The organism is Microcoleus vaginatus FACHB-2002 (assembly GCF_040004035.1).
GTDB classification, from domain to species: Bacteria; Cyanobacteriota; Cyanobacteriia; order Cyanobacteriales; family Microcoleaceae; genus Microcoleus; species Microcoleus vaginatus_C.
Genome location: NZ_JAMPLN010000009.1, coordinates 21,655 through 38,017 on the forward strand (window position 1 = coordinate 21,655; position 16,363 = coordinate 38,017).

Genomic DNA, 16,363 nt, shown 5'->3' on the forward strand with positions numbered 1-16,363 from the left:
CTACCTGCTTACTGAAACCGAAAAGTTTCTGTAATTAATTTAGCCTGAACACTTTCGGCAAGAGATTCCAGCAATGGTTGAGCTATCTTAATGTCGCCCTGCGGTTGAATGGGAAGGATGATACTGACAGCAACCCAAGAGGCGCGGCGGTTCGACAGTCTAGCAATGCTGTCTTCCCAAAACCAGCGGCTGGTTGTTGGAGAACCCCCGTTAGGCCAAGCGTACCACTGCACGACAGCAAAAGTTTGTTGGGGAGTCCAGCTTCGGAAAAACCTCGCCTCGACATTAGGCGGTGGCTGGCCGGGTATTGGTGCTAATTTAACTGTAAACCTCAAAGTGCGATGAGAATCGGTTTGCCACCGGTGAAATCCATCGATATCTAGCCATTCCACTTGGGGCTGGTTTTTGGCGTAATTTTGAGGCAACAGCAATAAAATGGCAATTGTTCGATCATTTTTAATTTCTTGAACTAACCATCTGTGAGCGCCAATTTGGACGTTATTCTGAACGGCTATAACCTGCCACCCAGGAATTTTTATCCCGTTTTGGCGCACACTTCTTAATTGCTTGAGGTTGGCAAGGGTTGGCGGGTTTGTCCAAGGCCACCTTCCCGTCGCGTAGCCGGGAATTGCTACTGCCCCAACTAATACCAGCAAAAACACCAGTACCATAATTTTAGATAATTGATACCGCCGCAGTAGTTTCTGTGCTGAAATCATCTGTTTCATTAATTGCCAGACTGACTTGGGAAATACTTTTCCATCCCGTTGAGGAGAAGTACCAATAATCCTAGTATACAAGCAGAATACAAATCTCCGCCCCATCCGGCGTGTAGCCAAGTAAAAAGCGCCTCTCTGTCGGTTCCGTGAAAGTAAGTTAGCAAAGTATTGCGAAAAATGTTGGAAGTGATGCTAAGAATGGATGTAATCACTAAAAACAAAAGGCTTTTTTTGCTAGAGTTCCAAACTCCCGTCCAATCCAGCAGAATTAAGCTGACATAAAGACTGGTAAACAGCATTTTCAAGCCGGCACAGTGTGGAGCAACTTCTACAATGCGCTCGTTTACGTACAGATAAATTTCTTCCACTCTCACGTTGATACCAACCTTAATTAATATCCAGCCTGATGTTTCAGCAATGAATTGCTGTAAGGGCAAGGCGTAGGGTTCTATAAGGTAAGGAATGTGGTTTGGCGATGCCAGAAATACGAATAAAAGCGCCATCGCCTGCAATTGCAAGCCGGGAATTCCTTTTAAAGATAAGCAAATGCTGGTCAGCATTACGGGCAGGGATAAATTTACTAAATCGCTCAAGCGACTTAGATAAAAAAGCGTGGCTAGTACCAGCAAAAAGCCTCCCAAAGGATGCGGTGAGTTGGGTAAGCTGCGCCAGCACTTTCGGTTCATCCAAGCAATATAAGCTGCGTAGGGCAAACCAATTAGTCCGTGGCTGAAATATTCGTGTTCGAGGCTGATGGTTTTGTTGAGCCAGCCGTCGTACCAGTGTACTAGCAGGGGGGCGTACAGCAGCACTAGGAGCACTGTGATACCTTCCGCCAGTAGGTATCGCTTGAAAACAATGTGAATTCTGCGCTGGATGTGCATGGTTTGAGAAGTTTTAAGATTGCCGCGCTGGATTCGCAACGCTTTCGGGTTTTAAAGTGTGAGTTAAAGATTTGTTAATTATCCACAAAAACGCTTTGATAACCGCACCCTACTGCTTGAAACACCTCCAGCATAAATTTTATGAACAATTAGCAATTCAATGATAGTACGATCGCCCGAACAACTTGCTCGATCTGAGTATTGCTCAATCCGGGATACATTGGCAATGATAAAATTTGTTGGCACAGGGTTTCTGCGTGGGGGAAGTCGCCCGGATTGCCTAAGTTTTGGTAGGCGGGTTGCAGGTGACAAGGTAGGGGATAGTGTATACCTGTTTGAATGCCGTGTTGGGCGAGTTTTTCCTGAAGGGTGTTGCGGTCGATCGAGCTTTCCTCAGTAATTTTGATAACATAGAGGTGATAAATGTGACCGCTGCTGCTGTGGTTGGCGATGGGTACAATGCCTTTGCGTTTCAGGGGTTCTAGTAGAGTATCGTAGTGTTGAGCAGCCTCGGTGCGATCGCGATTCCATTTTTCTAAGTAAGGCAATTTAACATTGAGCACGGCGGCTTGCAAATTGTCGAGGCGGCTGTTGGTACCGATTTCTGTGTGCAAATATTTGCTGGGTGCTCCGTAATTGCGGAGAGTTCGCATTTTTTCTGTGAGCTCTGCATCATTAGTAATTAACATCCCGCCGTCGCCAAAAGAACCAAGGTTTTTGCTGGGATAAAAGCTGAATGCTGCTGCTTTCCCAATGGAGCCCGCGCGGTATCCTTCTCTGTGGGCTAAGTGCGCTTGGGCCGCATCTTCAAATATGATTAAATCGTGGCGGTTTGCAAAATCTAAAAGCTGCCGGGGCGATACCATTTGACCGTAGAGGTGTACGGGGATAATTGCTTTAGTTTTCGAGGTAACTGCTGTTTCGGCTGCTGTGAGGTCAATCAAGGCGGTTTCCGGGTCACAATCTACAAGAATAGGTATAGCTTTGGCTTGGAGGACGGCGATCGCGGTGGCGATAAAAGTGTTAGCGGGTATGATAATTTCGTCGCCCGGATTAATGCCGCAAGCTTGGAGTCCCAGAGCGATCGCATCAGTTCCACAAGCCACTCCTACGCCGTATTTTACTCCAGAAGCTGCTGCAAATGCTGCTTCAAATTCGGCGAGGGCTTGGCCTAAAATAAAGTCTCCTTCCTGGATAATTTTTCTAATTGCTTCTGCTATTTGAGATTGGATTGGTTGGTGTTGCAGGGAGAGATTTACAAACGGAACTTGTGGCGGGCGGTTACTCATAAACTATCGGGTCGTAATTATTTATATTAACATTTAATTGCAGATCGCTTTTAAAATATTTTAACCGCAGAGGGCGCAGAGTAGAGAGGAAAAATGGATATTTTTTACAGAAGAGCTGCGCCTCACTTCGTTTTTTTTGAGTGAGCAACTAAATGAAACTTTTTCTGTAATATAGAAGCAGAGAATTTTGCAGCAATCAAAATCATGGAATACAAAAAACTCGGCAACAGCGATTTATCAGTATCTGAAATCTGTTTGGGGACGATGACTTACGGCCAGCAGAACACCGTTGCAGAAGCGGCGCAACAGCTCGATTTTGCGATCGATAGAGGAATCAACTTTATCGATACGGCAGAAATGTATCCTGTCCCTGGAAAGGCGGAAACTCAGGGAAAAACAGAGGAATATATCGGCGAATGGTTGGCGAAACAGCAGCGGGATAAAGTCATTATAGCGACTAAAGTGGCGGGCAGAAGCACTCGATTAAAGTGGATTCGGGAAGGGAAAAATCAGATCGATCGCCCCAATGTCGAAAAAGCCCTGAATGACAGCCTGAAGCGCTTGCAAACTGACTACATAGACCTGTATCAGATCCACTGGCCCGATCGCTACGTGCCGCTATTTGGTGCGCCGGATTACGACATCGCCCAAGAACACGAAACAGTACCGATTTTGGAACAGTTAGAGGTATTTGCTGACTTGATTAAAGCTGGGAAAATCCGCTATTTGGGTTTGAGTAACGAGACGCCTTGGGGAGTTTGCGAGTTTTGCACGTTGGCTGAAAAACACGGTTTGCCGAAAGTTGTTTCGATTCAGAATGCTTTCAGTTTGAGCAATCGCACATTTCACCTAAATTTAGCAGAAACTTGCCGTTTTAAGAATGTGGGATTGATGGCTTACAGTCCTTTGGGGTTTGGGCTGTTAACGGGTAAATACTTGAATGGAATTCCAGAAAATTCTAGGTTGGCTTTATTTGCGGGATTTGGTCAGCGTTACGATAAAACTAATCTGAATGATGCGGTGAAAGCGTATGTTGAGATTGCGGGGAAACATGGGATAAGTCCGGCGCAGATGGCTTTGGCGTATGTGCGATCGCGCTGGTTTGTAACTAGCACAATTATCGGTGCAACAAGTCTCGAACAGTTGGAGGAAAATATCGGTAGTTTGGAGGTGAATTTGGATAAGGATATCATAGCGGAAATCAATGCGGTGCACGCTAAGTATCCGAATCCGACACCGTAAGTTTATTAGTAGGTTGGGTTGAGGTAACAAAACCCAACTTACCACTTTAATATGCGAAAATTACATAAACAGAACTTAGGCACTCCGCCCAAGAAACCGGGTTTTTTAGTGAATCTGCGGGCTGTAACGAAGTTTTATCGCAAAAAACCCGGTTTCTGAGTTCCCCTGCGTAAGTTTTAGTTGAGGAAGTTTGCAATTTCTGGTTGGGAAAAGGTTTTTGAATGCGATCGCACTCAAGTATTAGATGCGCTCAGAGGTTTTCTTCAGGAAGTGATGCAGCTAGCGGTAGATCAGGGTTTCATCACAGCCGAGGAGAAGGATGAGTTTATTAGTCCGGCTTTTGCTAGCAGTACCTATGCTGTGGTATTGAGGTAGGGGGTTTGGGTGGTGTTAAGGGCGATCGGTCTTTTTGTTGTCAATGAACATTTAAACCTTGTTTAACATCCGTTCCCAGCCCTGGGAAGGCGATCGCACTTTTTGTTGTCAATGAATATTTTAACCGCAGATGATGTACGGGCGTCTCGCCCGTATCACAAATCATGTACGGGCGAGACGCCCGTACCACGATAGCCCCGGCTGTTTCGGGTGGCGCAATTTTGCGATCGGCGAGGGCGATGGGTTCAGTTAAACTCACTGCATCGAATAACTGAAATTTGCTCATTGCTGTCTCCCAAATCGCTTGTTGACTTGGATACTGTCGATCGGTAGGGGCGATCGTAAATAAAAGTCACTTTTTTTAGTACAAAAGTATCAGTGTAGTTTAGTACAAAAGTATCAGTGTAGTTTAGCACACAAGTATTTATGTAAAACACAAGTATTTATGTAAAACACAAGTATTTATGTAAAACACAAGTATTTATGTAAAACACAAGTATTTATGTAAATCACAAGTATTTATGTAAATCACAAGTATTTATGTAAATCACAAGTATTTATGTAAATCACAAGTATTTATGTAAATCACAAGTATTTATGTAAATCACAAGTATTTATGTAAATCACAAGTATTTATGTAAATCACAAGTATTTATGTAAATCACAAGTATTTATGTAAATCACAAGTATTTATGTAAATCACAAGTATTTATGTAAATCACAAGTATTTATGTAGTTTAGTACAAAATTCTCTTATGGTGCTTGCAATAACAGGATAAGATACCGCGATAACACTCAGTTTCAATCCCGAATGTTTCGTGAGTAAATATCCCAAAAAGACTTGACAATTGGCCGGAAAACCGTTAAAAATAAATAAGCCCCTACACCTACAAGTGATAGGGACTCTCTGTTGTAATTCAGAATCTAGAAGCGGCTGCACTGACCTGTATCAAGCGGTTCTAAAGATTCTTGTCGCAGACTTCTGCAATTCATCAGCGTATATCTGCGCTTCAAAGTAATAAAAACGAAAAAGGCCGCCTGAACTACTAATTCAGACAGAGCCCTCGTTTTAGCTAGCGAACTCCAGGTGGTTTGACATCCTAACTTCAGACCACCACAAGTAAACGTCACTAATTTTAAATAAATGTCCCAAAATTTTAGCACAGAAGATGGACAATTTCCTAACCCTTTAGGCTGGCAAGTCCGTACCATGCTGATTGCTATAGCCCAACTGGTAGTCAAAGGCAGGGGCATAGTTAACCCGCCAGACTTTGACCGCCTGAGTAATGACCAAATTTACGATTTCATAGCTAATTTTGGACAAGCTCAATAACTATGTAACCTTTCTGATGATTAGCGCTCAGACAAAAACTTATCCGATCGCGAATCAGCCCAAAGGCTAGGAATCTGGTAAAAAGTCCGATCGCCCTTCCCATCCAAAAAATAGGACAATGGTAAAGGGTGATCGCACTTCACCTAAATGCTTAATACGATCGCACTTTTTGCTATTTTTCCTGCAAAAACTCGGCAAAGTCGCAGACTTCTGCAATTCATCAGCGTATATCTGCGTGCATCTGCGGTTCAAAGTAGTAAAAACGAAAAAGGCCGCCTGAACTACTAATTCAGACAGAGCCCTCGTTTTAGCTAGCGAACTCCAGGTGGTTTGACATCCTAACTTCAGACCACCACAAGTCAACCTAACTAATTTTAAATAAATGTCCCAAAATTTTAGCACAGAAGATGAACAATTGTTTGCCAACCTTCCGCGGGCTGCGATCGCCACCTCAGAGATGAAAAACCTTGTGCAACAGGAAATAGATGACTTGAGGCAGGAAAAATTTGAACTGCAACAGGAAATAGATGACTTGAGGCAGGAAAAATTTGAACTGCAACAGAGAATAGATGACTTGAGGCGCGAACTTGATTGGCAGTCAAATTACTGCGATAACGATGGTTCACCAAACTGCAAACTGTCACGATCGCGAATATGTTACGGATAGACTAGGAATCTCATAGAAACCTCGATCGCCCTTTCCATCCATAAAATAGGAGAATGGTAAAAGGCGATCGCACTTCACCTAAATGCTTAATGCGATCGCACTTTTTGCTGTTTTTCCTGCAAAAACTCGGCAAAGTCCCAGACTTCAGCAATTCATCAGCGTTTATCTGCGTGCATCTGCGGTTAAAAACTCCCCTCAATTCCCTGACAACAAGCTTAATGTCCCAATAGCTTATCCCGCAAATGCTTAATCCGATCGCGCAATTTACCCGCCTCCTCAAACTCCAACTTCTTAGCCGCCGCCTTCATCTGCGCTTCCAAGCGCCCGATTAACTGAGGAATCTCATCCAAAGATAACTCGTTTACCTGTTCGTAAACCTCCTCCAACTGCTGAGAATTCAGCTTGCGCGACACGTCCAAAAATGCCAAAATCGCATTACTCGATCGCTTTTTCGCGATCGGCTGCGGCGTAATCCCGTGCATCTTATTGTAGGCTAGTTGAATCCCCCGGCGTCGATCGGTTTCGTCGATCGCCTTAACCATACTATCCGTCAAATTATCCGCGTACAAAATAGCCTGTCCCTGAATGTGCCGCGCCGCCCTTCCAATCGTTTGAATCAACGAACGTCCCGATCGCAAAAACCCCTCTTTATCCGCATCCAAAATTACCACCAGCGAAACTTCCGGCAAATCCAAACCTTCCCGCAGCAAGTTAACACCAATCAATACATCAAACTTACCATCCTGCAAATCTTGGATAATTTCGATGCGTTGAATCGACTGAATTTCCGAGTGCAAATACCGCACTCTAATTCCCCTTTCCTGCAAATATTCCGTTAAATCTTCCGCCATCCGCTTCGTTAAAGTCGTCACCAACACTCGCTCATCCCGACTTACTCTCTCCTTAACTTCCCCCAACAAATCATCAATTTGTCCTTGCGTCGGGCGCACAAAAATTGTCGGATCTACTACTCCGGTAGGGCGAATAACTTGCTCTGCGACTCTGCCTTCAGATATTTCCATTTCCCAATCCCCAGGCGTAGCAGAAACAAAGATGCACTGATTTTCTTTTGCCCAGAATTCCTCTGCTTTTAAAGGGCGGTTATCTGCCGCGCTGGGCAAGCGAAAACCGTGTTCTATCAATACTTTTTTGCGCGCTTGGTCGCCGTTGTACATCCCCCGAATTTGCGGCACTGTGACGTGAGATTCATCTATTACCAACATCCAATCTTTCGGGAAATAATCAATCAAACATTCTGGCGGTTCCCCGGCCTTTCTCCCTGCTAAATGCCGCGAATAATTCTCTACTCCGTTGCAGTATCCTACCTCGCGCAGCATTTCCAAATCGTAGCGCGTGCGCTGTTCCAACCGCTGAGCTTCTAATAGTTTCCCCTCTTTTTCAAATTCTGCCAGTCGGTCTTCTAATTCGAGTTCTATCCCTTGGCAAGCAGCCTCTAATTTATCTTCTGCCGTGACAAAGTGGCGCGCTGGATAGATATTTAAAGCCGTTGAACTTTGCAGGATTTTACCTGTTACGGGGTCAACGTAGCGAATGGCATCTATTTGGTCGCCGAAGAATTCAACCCGAATAATTCTATCTTCGTAAGCGGGGCCAATTTCCAAAACATCGCCTTTGACGCGAAATTTGCCTCTGCCTAAATCTATATCGTTGCGGCTGTATTGGACGTTGACTAAATCTCGCAAAACTTGCCGCTGGTTGACTTCCATTCCTACTCGCAAAGGGATAGATGCTTTCAGGTATTCTGCCGGCATTCCCAAACCGTAGATGCAGCTAATTGAAGCAACTACAATTACGTCGCGGCGTTCAAAGAGCGATCGCGTGGCTGAGTGCCGCAGCATATCTATCTCGTCGTTAATTGCTGCCGTTTTCTCAATGAAAGTATCCGTGACGGCTATGTATGCTTCAGGTTGGTAGTAGTCGTAATAACTGACAAAGTATTCGACTGCATTGTTCGGGAAAAAATTTCGCAGTTCGTTGCACAGTTGAGCTGCCAGGGTTTTGTTGTGTGCTAGGACTAAGGTGGGTTTGCCGACTTTTTCAATCACCGAGGCAATGGAGAAGGTTTTGCCCGTACCTGTGGCACCGAGTAAGGTTTGAAATCGATCCCCCGCTTCGATGCCTCTGACAAGTTGCTCGATCGCTAGCGGTTGGTCGCCTGTGGGCTGGAAGGGCGCTTGCAATTGAAAAGATGCTGCCGCAGTTACCATAGGAAAATGTAGCTATTACCCATAAATCTTAACAAAAATGCAGAGATTCTGCAATTTCGTTAAAAAAATAGTTAGACTTTGTAATATTATTTTAATCATCGGCCGAAATAGAAAGCAGAAAGCCAAGAAAAGCAGTTGTCCGCACCCAGCAATCAACACCCAAAAATAAGCGAGGAAAAGAATTATGGATACGAGGAGCACAGGTACAGGCAAAGGCAAAGCACTCGCCCGCCGCGGCAAAGGAGGTTCCAAAAGCCAACCGACAGAACCCACGGATACCAAAGCAACAGGAATCCAACTTTATCGCCCGCAACACCTGCATGACAACCGCCCCGTCGGCCCAGACGATTTTACCATCAGCGAGATCGTCTCGATATCGGGCGATCGCCCGATCGGCACTAGCACCCTGCACATCAGCGAAACCTACGGCACTGTAGGCAATCGCCCGGTCGAATCCAGCGACTTTGAAGTGGTTGCTACACTGGGCAATCGCCCGATCGGCTCCAGCGCCATGCAAGTCAGCGAAATGTTCAGTATGTCTGGTGCCCGCCCTATTGGCATCAGCACTCTGCACATTGATGAAGTGTACTCCACAATGGGAGGAAACCGGCCCATTGCCTCAAACGAAATTGACGATAGCTCGGCATTAATGGGCTTCTTAGATTAATTAGTCATTAGTCATTAGTTATTAGTTTTTCGCTGTTAACTAATGACTAATTAAACTTTTTATACAAGTTATTGAGGAACCCGATCGAGCAATTGAATCGTCTCAAGTGATTTATTTAACTCAGCCAATTTTAACAATCGGCGTTGCTGGTTTATGGTAGGAACGACTCAATCTGCAAAAAATGAAACAAGCGCTTCAGGGAGCATCTCACTTTTGCAGCCAAGCTAGAAATTGGAGCTAGGAGCCAGGAGGAAAGAGTAAGAAGGAAGAAGGAAGGAGACAGAAGAAGTTTTTTTACAAATAAGAGATGCTCCCGCGCTTCAGAACATCTTCGGAATTTCCCACTTATCTATTTTTATCCCGTGATTTATCAACACCCTAGAAGTGATTTTTACCCTAAATGAGAGGGAATATCAAACCGTGTCTATTTGGATTATTCGTCATGGTCAAAGTCAATCTAATGCAGGGTTGGCAACTATTGGACCTCATGAAAATGCCTTAAGTGAATTGGGCGATCGACAATCAAGATGTATTCCAACCGCCGTTAAACAAACTCCAGACTTGATTGTGACTTCACCTTATCTGAGAACACAACTCACTGCTCAACCATTGATTGAACAATTTCCACATACACCCGTTGAGGTTTGGCAAGTTCAGGAATTTACCTATCTGGGTCTACAGCTCGACCAACCAACCACAACCCAGGCTCGCAAACCTTTGAGCAAAGCTTACTGGGACCGCTGCGACCCTGAATATGTCGATGGAACCAACGCCGAATCGTTGGTCCAACTGATGGAACGAGTCCGAACTACCCTGAACCAGTTACAACAACAATCGGGTTTTGTAGTTGTCTTTTCCCATGGATTTTTTATCAAAGCAATGCTGTGGCAGATTTTGGCTAACCCAACGGTAATTGATGCCGTTGCTATGAATCGGCTTTTGGGATTTTCGCGAGGATTTCCAGTACCGAATGCGTCAATTTTGCAGATGGAATTTGATTCAGGTGGGATAGCTCATTGGAGTTCCTTCATCACCAACCATCTGCCACCGGATCTAGAATCGGCAGCACCCGATGCAACTGTGGCGAGTGATGCAGGCGATCAACCCTCGTAACCTACCTTCACTGGAACAATGCCCCAACCAACGCCAGAGGGCGTTGCTGATTTATGGTATGAACGACTCAATCTGCAAAAAAAGAAACAAGCGCGTCAGAACATCTTCGGAATTTCCAACTTATCTGTTTTCATACCGTGATTCAGCAACGCCGCTCGATTAAATATTAAAATATTTTTGGTAAGTGGTAACAGTTATAGCAGAAGACCTTCGGCAGAAAACTATCCAAGCAATAATTTCAACAATTAATAACGTCCTCAGCGTCTTCGCGGTTGCTATAACTGTTAAGAGTTCACAACATTTAACAGTTGATATTTCACATTTTCGAGTTCAAGGGCTAATGACTACTGATCTCGTTTGCGGTTGCATCGGTATTGTTTAAATGTCTCAACAGTCAGTTGTTCCGAAAGCATAATTTTAGTCAACAGCCAACAGTTAACAGTCAACAATATCTTGCTCGTGCAAACAGAATAGATATGACTAATAACTACTTCCCCAGACCCTGATATTTACTCAATAAAGCAGCAAAGCGCTTGTAATCCACAGGCTTCCTCAAATACTCCGCCGCTCCCAATTCCAAACCCTGATTTTGGTCGTCCAAAAAAGTTATCATAATCACCGGAATCTCAGCCAAATCTCGATCGGCTTTCAAGGCAGACAGCACCGCCCAGCCGTCCATACTCGGCATCATCACGTCCAGAATAATCGCGTCCGGCAGCAACTCCTTAGCCAACAGCAGCCCCCCTTGACCGCTAGCCGACGATCGCACCCGAAATCCCTGTTTCGACAAGCAGCGAGTCATCAAATCCCGCGCGTCTGGATCGTCGTCAATCACCAGCACAGTAGCAGCATCCGGCAGATCCAGCGGTTGCGATCGCACTTCTTTTTGCTTCGCTTCAGTCGCCGCTACACTCGTTTCTAAATCGTCGGAAGACTTCGCCTGCATTTGTGCGATTTCTCGATCGTCCGGCGCTTCTTTCGGGCTTTTAATCGCAATCGGCAACCGGATCGTAAAACTAGAACCGCAATTAAATTCGCTCTCAACCGTAATGTCTCCGCCCATCATCTGGCAAAATTTCCGGCTAATTGTCAGCCCCAAACCGGTGCCGCCGTATTTGCGGGTAGTAGAATCGTCCGCTTGAGCGAAAGCTGCGAACAGCCTCGACACCTGATCCTCAGTCATGCCGATGCCGGTATCGGTTACTTGAAAGACGATCGCAGGCAGTTGACACCGGGAAGGATCTGCCGAGAGTTCTTCGGAATTGTCGATCGGCAAAACCTTCCCTTCTTCTTTCCAAACATTAATCGTAATTTTGCCTCGATCGGTAAACTTAGCAGCATTGGTCACCAAATTCAACAGCGCTTGCCGCAGCTTTGACAAATCGGAGTATATCGTGCCAATATTGCGATCGCAATTGACAATCAAAGTATTGCCATTTTTCCCTAGCTGGGGTTGAACAGTAGTGACAACCTGCTCGATCAAATTCCACACCTCAAAAGTCTCCAAGAAAAGAGTCATCTTTCCTGCTTCAATTTTAGAAATATCCAGGATGTCACTAATAATGGTGAGCAACTGCTTGCCTGCCATATTAATGCTTGCCAAATCCATCACAAACTCTTCTTCGCCGAGTTCCAGAGCCTCTTCTTGCAGCAGCTCGCTGTACCCAATAATCGCATTCAAGGGCGTCCGCAACTCGTGAGTCATATTTGCCAAAAAAGTGCTTTTCGCCCGGTTGGCAGCTTCCGCGGCATTCTTAGCAACTTCCAATTCGCGCGATCGTTCCTCTAGCTGCCGCTGCCGCACTTCCAAACCGTTGAGCAAACTGCTAATTTGCTGAGCCATTGTATTGAGAGTAGAAGATAGCACCCCGATCGCGTCATTAGAAACCACAGGCGATCGAGCCGTCAAATCACCGCTGGCCATCTGTTCGGCAGTTTCCCGCAGCAAGCCGAGATTCCGAATAATTGCCGACACCGACACAAAAGCCACTATCCCCGCGATCAAACTCAAACCCAAAGCTGCCAGCAGCCAGTGCTGAGTGCGGCTCGCCACAAAGAGAGTTTGCTGCACCAGCACCGCCATTGCTGCCTCAGAAACCCCAGCCCCCGGATGTGAGGCAGCCTCTATTGTCAGCAAATAGTTCTTCATCTCCACAGAACCCATCCACCCGACTCCCACCGCCATCCAAGTTATCAGTACCAAGATGACAAACAGCCCGCTCAAAGACGCCCGAGTTCCCAGAGAAATCGACCTCGTAGCAAGTGCCGCCGCCCAAGGATAACCCTTGAGAAAAGGATCTGGCGGAACCGGTGCGCCGGAATTCCAAATCTCCTCAATTTGACCGTCTAACCTCACCTTGCCAATCCGCACTGTTTTCCAGATATGCTGAGTTTGGGCATCTATTTTTACCTTGCCAGATGGCGCTGCAAACTCGATATTTTTAGCAGCCGCCCTGACTTTAACCACATCTGTCGAACCAGCTTTTTCTACTGCTTGCTTCCACAGGTAAACGCCCAAATAAGCCGCTTCGATCGGGTCATCCGTGACTCGATTTTCCCCGTATCGGGCTTTATAAGCCTTGACAAATTTACGATTTTCCGGTGTATCGACCGTTTGAAAATAGTTCCAAACCACCAAATGTCCCGCAATATTGGACGGCCCGATCGCTCGCACTTCCTCTTCTGCTACGCTGACCGACATCACGGGCAAATCTTCGGGTTTCACGCCAGCTTCCCGCAGATGAAGGAAAAAAGCCACATTGCTGTCTCCGTTGAGAGTGTTGAGAATAGCATCCGGTTTCACTGCTAAGATATGTGCGATCGCCTCGCCCACTTCCCTCGAACCCAGCGGCAGATACACTTCCCCCGCTAACTCTCCCCCCTGTGCCGCCAGTTGAGCTTTCACAATCCGATTTGCCGTGCGGGGAAAAATATAATCCGAACCTAACAGGAAAATTTTCCGCTTCCCCTGTGCCAGCAAGTAATTCACCCCAGGCACAATCTGTTGGTTCGGGGCAGCACCAGTGTAGACAATATTCGGACACTGTTCTAGCCCTTCATACTGCACCGGATAGAACAGCAACCCTTTGCCCTGGTCGAAAGCCTGCTGTACAGCTTTGCGGCTCGCCGAAGTCCAACAGCCAAATACCACCGCCACCTGAGCTTCTAAGAGCAATTGCTTAGCTTTTTGAGCAAAAGTTTGCAAATCGCTGGCTCCATCTTCTATAACCGCTTCCAAGGGGCGTCCGAGCACCCCTCCTGCCGCATTAATTTCCTCAACAGCCAACAGCGTCGCATCTTTAACAGAAATTTCGCTGATGGACATCGTGCCCGTCAGCGAATGCAAAACGCCTATTTTGATCGGCTCACGAGCCGGGCCGGCTGCTTCGAGGGGGTTACTGCTCCTTGATCCCATAGGGTTTTAGATAATTTTTACCGAAAAATGGGGTTGAAAGCCCCGCACTTAAGTGCGGCTTTTATCTAGGACTTTCCTTGATAAAAAGTGCTGAGGTTTGATATAATCATACCATGATAGTAAGAAAAGCAAAACTAAAAAACAGAACGAGAGACCAATACGAGAGACCACTACTGTGCACTTGATGAAGCCATCCGAACAGGCGAGTTGATTAGAAAAAAAGCTGTCAGATTTTGGATGGACAACGCAGATATTAGTAAGACCATCTTGTACGCACTCTGCAAAGATATTGCCTGCATAGTTCGCTTTCGCGAAAAAGCTCAAGTCAGCCGCCCGTTAAGCCAGGGCCGAACGCGCTTGGGCTTCTATATCTAGCTTCTATAGCCGCTGTAAAAAAGGCGAGAGAAGGAAGGGTTATCCCAAATTCAAAAAGCACTGTCGCTCTGTAGAAGACATTTCCGAAAACAATCAAAGCCTCTGTGTAGTTAAGCTCTAGGACGTAAATGTAATCATCCTAAATTAGCTAGTGTGTACGATAAAACCAGACTATGAGATATGTATTGTTGATAATTGTACCAAAATATTGAGTTAGCTGTGTGAATTTTAATCGGACGATTTCACTGCTTTTCCTAATGGTAATATTAGCCCTGCAATTCGCAACCTTACTCTTCCACAAATCGTTAAAATTACTGGCTCATATTTTTGGAAATTTAATTTAAATCTTTCTTGGGCAACTAGAAATCTGTTGACCCTTTTAATTCGATGTTTGACAAAAAGTCGGAGAGCAGAACATGCTTTGTTTTGTTCTTTTTGTTGCGTTGTCAATTCTCCTTTTCTGGCTTTTTGAATGGGAGTTGTTATTAAATCTTCTCCAACGTAAGCTTTATCTCCCTTAAGTATTTGTTGAGAGTCAAACTTTGAGCTATATTCCCGGAATAAGGTTATATAGCTTTTATATCCAGGTTCACCTGCCACAACATCAACTATACCTCTACCATATGGCATGAGAATTATTAGACTTTTAAATGTATGATTACTCTTCTTGCCTGAAAAGTATTTTTCTTGTTCATCACGAGTTCCAGGTCTTTCTCTGACTTGTTCGTAGGTATCTACTGTTAATTAATATTCTGTGAGTATTTCCTTAGCTATTGCATAGTCAGCAGCGTTTTTTTATTTGTTCAAGCAAGCTAGATGGTAGCAATCAAAGCAGGCGCCCAAACTAATAGTTAAATGTATCATTAGCTGTAGACTCACTTACTCCAAACTGGATGCCACGAAGTTGCAATGTTGTCCTATGCCTAAGATATAACAAAGTTAAAATTATTTGTTCGGGAATAGATAGTTTGGGTTGGCGACCGACTCCACTAGCAATAATTCTCACTTTCTTGGATTCTAGTAAAGCTTGTTTTTCATGATGTAATCTTTCGGCATTTTGGAGCAATTGTTGTAACTGTTCATATTCCACACCAATTAATCGCTGTGTTTCTTTATGATTCTCTTCAATATGATTCAGGATGTGTCACTCATATCTATGGGTTAAAAAATGTTTTTTATTTTATATTTTTTTCTACATAATGTTACTATTTTGGAGATGTCTGCTGTTATTGATTAGTAAATTTCTAAGCTGTCGCGCATTCTTGTAAATTGCATATTCGAGGCGGGCGGGACGCCCACCCCACAAAAGTTTTATTGTTTTTTGACAGACAATTTAAATTCCGCAACAGCTTAACTAAATACCTTTTATTTTGATGAATACGGCCGCTTGTTTGTCCACATCGTGGGCAAAGTTATGTTTTATTTTTGACGATAACGGATCAAATAATTGTTGCTTCTGTCTCTAAGCTATCCTCTAGGATTACACCAGGTAGATTCAGTATTTTTATCATTAATATTTAGTCATTGATATTTTTATATTTAACTTAAATGCTGGCTGTCTTCATAAGATTTTAACAGACTAAGTACGGAAGAACCATTAATTGCTTGAATTGCTGCTACAAACTAATAGCAATCAATATTTCTTTACAATGTTCGGAATCTGGACTTCACCAATGAGCGTCGAAAATTGATGGTTTTTGAATCCTGAATGTAATTTTTTGCGTAGATATACGTATACCGGACTCAACATTTGCCTCTCCCAGCTTCACAGAATCTTCATAATTCTCCGTGATAATACGGTATCTTTATAAAGATTAGGTAAAGATTGCCCTGACAGGTAGCCAAAATCACGATTCTGTAAGTTAAACTGGGAGCCAGCCAAAACCATACTTACGTAATCACCACACAATCCTGAAAGAACGCTATTTTATCTATCCTAAAGGCGTTGAAGGGATGCCGTAATTAAGGGGTGTTAGTCGGACATATCGACAAACAGTTTTTAAGCCAACTAAATTGCAACTCAACCAATAAAAATTGCTCATAATCGGGTTAGTTG

The 16,363-nt window shown here is 44.6% G+C and carries 14 protein-coding genes and 1 pseudogene; 7 read left to right on the plus strand and 8 right to left on the minus strand.

Features of this window, described 5'->3' with window-relative positions; translation table 11 throughout:
• Positions 1-8 precede the first annotated feature (8 nt).
• The 3 genes from NDI35_RS10175 to NDI35_RS10185 all read right to left on the minus strand — a co-directional run bounded on the left by NDI35_RS10175 (position 9) and on the right by NDI35_RS10185 (position 2,892).
• On the minus strand, positions 9-728 hold the full coding sequence (locus NDI35_RS10175) for a cyanoexosortase B system-associated protein (protein ID WP_445312633.1): 720 nt from the start codon (positions 726-728) through the stop codon (positions 9-11).
• On the minus strand, positions 728-1,603 hold the full coding sequence (gene crtB / locus NDI35_RS10180; protein ID WP_445312762.1) for a cyanoexosortase B: 876 nt from the start codon (positions 1,601-1,603) through the stop codon (positions 728-730). The genes NDI35_RS10175 and crtB overlap by 1 nt, the downstream gene beginning before the upstream one ends.
• A gap of 149 nt (positions 1,604-1,752) precedes the next feature.
• Positions 1,753-2,892: a DegT/DnrJ/EryC1/StrS family aminotransferase gene (locus NDI35_RS10185; protein ID WP_445312634.1), complete on the minus strand. Its 1,140-nt coding sequence runs from the start codon at positions 2,890-2,892 to the stop codon at positions 1,753-1,755.
• A 204-nt stretch (positions 2,893-3,096) separates the two neighbouring features.
• Here NDI35_RS10185 and NDI35_RS10190 point away from each other — a divergent pair, with 204 nt between their 5' ends.
• Together NDI35_RS10190 and NDI35_RS10195 are read left to right on the plus strand one after the other, a co-directional pair.
• A complete protein-coding gene (locus tag NDI35_RS10190) occupies positions 3,097-4,134 on the plus strand; it encodes an NADP(H)-dependent aldo-keto reductase (protein WP_445312635.1) in 1,038 nt (345 codons plus the stop codon).
• A 180-nt stretch (positions 4,135-4,314) separates the two neighbouring features.
• On the plus strand, positions 4,315-4,509 hold the full coding sequence (locus NDI35_RS10195) for a hypothetical protein (protein WP_445312636.1): 195 nt from the start codon (positions 4,315-4,317) through the stop codon (positions 4,507-4,509).
• Between the two features lie 40 nt (positions 4,510-4,549).
• Here NDI35_RS10195 and NDI35_RS10200 read toward each other — a convergent pair whose 3' ends face one another.
• The gene (locus NDI35_RS10200) at positions 4,550-4,795 is read right to left on the minus strand and encodes a hypothetical protein (protein WP_445312637.1); all 246 of its coding nucleotides are present in this window, start codon (positions 4,793-4,795) and stop codon (positions 4,550-4,552) included.
• An 858-nt stretch (positions 4,796-5,653) separates the two neighbouring features.
• Here NDI35_RS10200 and NDI35_RS10205 point away from each other — a divergent pair.
• From NDI35_RS10205 to NDI35_RS10215, 3 genes are all read left to right on the plus strand, one after another.
• Positions 5,654-5,842: a hypothetical protein gene (locus NDI35_RS10205; protein WP_445312638.1), complete on the plus strand. Its 189-nt coding sequence runs from the start codon at positions 5,654-5,656 to the stop codon at positions 5,840-5,842.
• 382 nt (positions 5,843-6,224) lie between these two features.
• Positions 6,225-6,509 (plus strand): hypothetical protein, encoded by a 285-nt coding sequence (locus tag NDI35_RS10210; RefSeq protein WP_445312639.1) that lies wholly within the window; start codon positions 6,225-6,227, stop codon positions 6,507-6,509.
• A 53-nt stretch (positions 6,510-6,562) separates the two neighbouring features.
• Positions 6,563-6,739 carry a hypothetical protein gene (locus NDI35_RS10215; protein WP_445312640.1) on the plus strand — a complete coding sequence of 59 codons (177 nt, stop codon included), beginning with the start codon at positions 6,563-6,565 and terminating at the stop codon, positions 6,737-6,739.
• Here NDI35_RS10215 and uvrB read toward each other — a convergent pair.
• The gene (gene uvrB, locus NDI35_RS10220; RefSeq protein WP_445312641.1) at positions 6,725-8,737 is read right to left on the minus strand and encodes an excinuclease ABC subunit UvrB; all 2,013 of its coding nucleotides are present in this window, start codon (positions 8,735-8,737) and stop codon (positions 6,725-6,727) included. The genes NDI35_RS10215 and uvrB overlap by 15 nt on opposite strands.
• A 184-nt stretch (positions 8,738-8,921) precedes the next feature.
• Between uvrB and NDI35_RS10225 the strand changes: the two genes are divergently transcribed.
• Together NDI35_RS10225 and NDI35_RS10230 are read left to right on the plus strand one after the other, a co-directional pair.
• A complete protein-coding gene (locus tag NDI35_RS10225; RefSeq protein ID WP_445312642.1) occupies positions 8,922-9,404 on the plus strand; it encodes a hypothetical protein in 483 nt (160 codons plus the stop codon).
• 420 nt (positions 9,405-9,824) lie between these two features.
• Entirely contained in the window at positions 9,825-10,517 is a 693-nt protein-coding gene (locus tag NDI35_RS10230) for a histidine phosphatase family protein (protein ID WP_445312643.1), read from the plus strand.
• 487 nt (positions 10,518-11,004) lie between these two features.
• On the opposite strand, the gene urtA is transcribed toward NDI35_RS10230, so the two are convergent.
• From urtA to NDI35_RS10245, 3 genes and pseudogenes are all read right to left on the minus strand, one after another.
• Positions 11,005-13,932: an urea ABC transporter substrate-binding protein gene (gene urtA / locus NDI35_RS10235; protein WP_445312644.1), complete on the minus strand. Its 2,928-nt coding sequence runs from the start codon at positions 13,930-13,932 to the stop codon at positions 11,005-11,007.
• Positions 13,933-14,535: 603 nt separating this feature from the next.
• Positions 14,536-14,985, minus strand: a pseudogene (locus NDI35_RS10240) (transposase family protein); the annotation flags it as partial.
• Between the two features lie 166 nt (positions 14,986-15,151).
• On the minus strand, positions 15,152-15,397 hold the full coding sequence (locus NDI35_RS10245; RefSeq protein ID WP_445312645.1) for a helix-turn-helix domain-containing protein: 246 nt from the start codon (positions 15,395-15,397) through the stop codon (positions 15,152-15,154).
• Positions 15,398-16,363 lie beyond the last annotated feature (966 nt).

Excerpts from the sequence above, each read along its gene's own strand:
- NDI35_RS10175 (WP_445312633.1), bottom strand. The coding sequence starts at position 728 with ATGAAACAGATGATTTCAGCACAGAAACTACTGCGGCGGTATCAATTA.
- crtB (WP_445312762.1), bottom strand. The coding sequence starts at position 1,603 with ATGCACATCCAGCGCAGAATTCACATTGTTTTCAAGCGATACCTACTG.
- NDI35_RS10185 (WP_445312634.1), bottom strand. The coding sequence starts at position 2,892 with ATGAGTAACCGCCCGCCACAAGTTCCGTTTGTAAATCTCTCCCTGCAA.
- NDI35_RS10190 (WP_445312635.1), top strand. The coding sequence starts at position 3,097 with ATGGAATACAAAAAACTCGGCAACAGCGATTTATCAGTATCTGAAATC.
- NDI35_RS10200 (WP_445312637.1), bottom strand. The coding sequence starts at position 4,795 with ATGAGCAAATTTCAGTTATTCGATGCAGTGAGTTTAACTGAACCCATC.
- NDI35_RS10205 (WP_445312638.1), top strand. The coding sequence starts at position 5,654 with ATGTCCCAAAATTTTAGCACAGAAGATGGACAATTTCCTAACCCTTTA.
- NDI35_RS10210 (WP_445312639.1), top strand. The coding sequence starts at position 6,225 with ATGTCCCAAAATTTTAGCACAGAAGATGAACAATTGTTTGCCAACCTT.
- NDI35_RS10215 (WP_445312640.1), top strand. The coding sequence starts at position 6,563 with ATGGTAAAAGGCGATCGCACTTCACCTAAATGCTTAATGCGATCGCAC.
- uvrB (WP_445312641.1), bottom strand. The coding sequence starts at position 8,737 with ATGGTAACTGCGGCAGCATCTTTTCAATTGCAAGCGCCCTTCCAGCCC.
- NDI35_RS10225 (WP_445312642.1), top strand. The coding sequence starts at position 8,922 with ATGGATACGAGGAGCACAGGTACAGGCAAAGGCAAAGCACTCGCCCGC.
- urtA (WP_445312644.1), bottom strand. The coding sequence starts at position 13,932 with ATGGGATCAAGGAGCAGTAACCCCCTCGAAGCAGCCGGCCCGGCTCGT.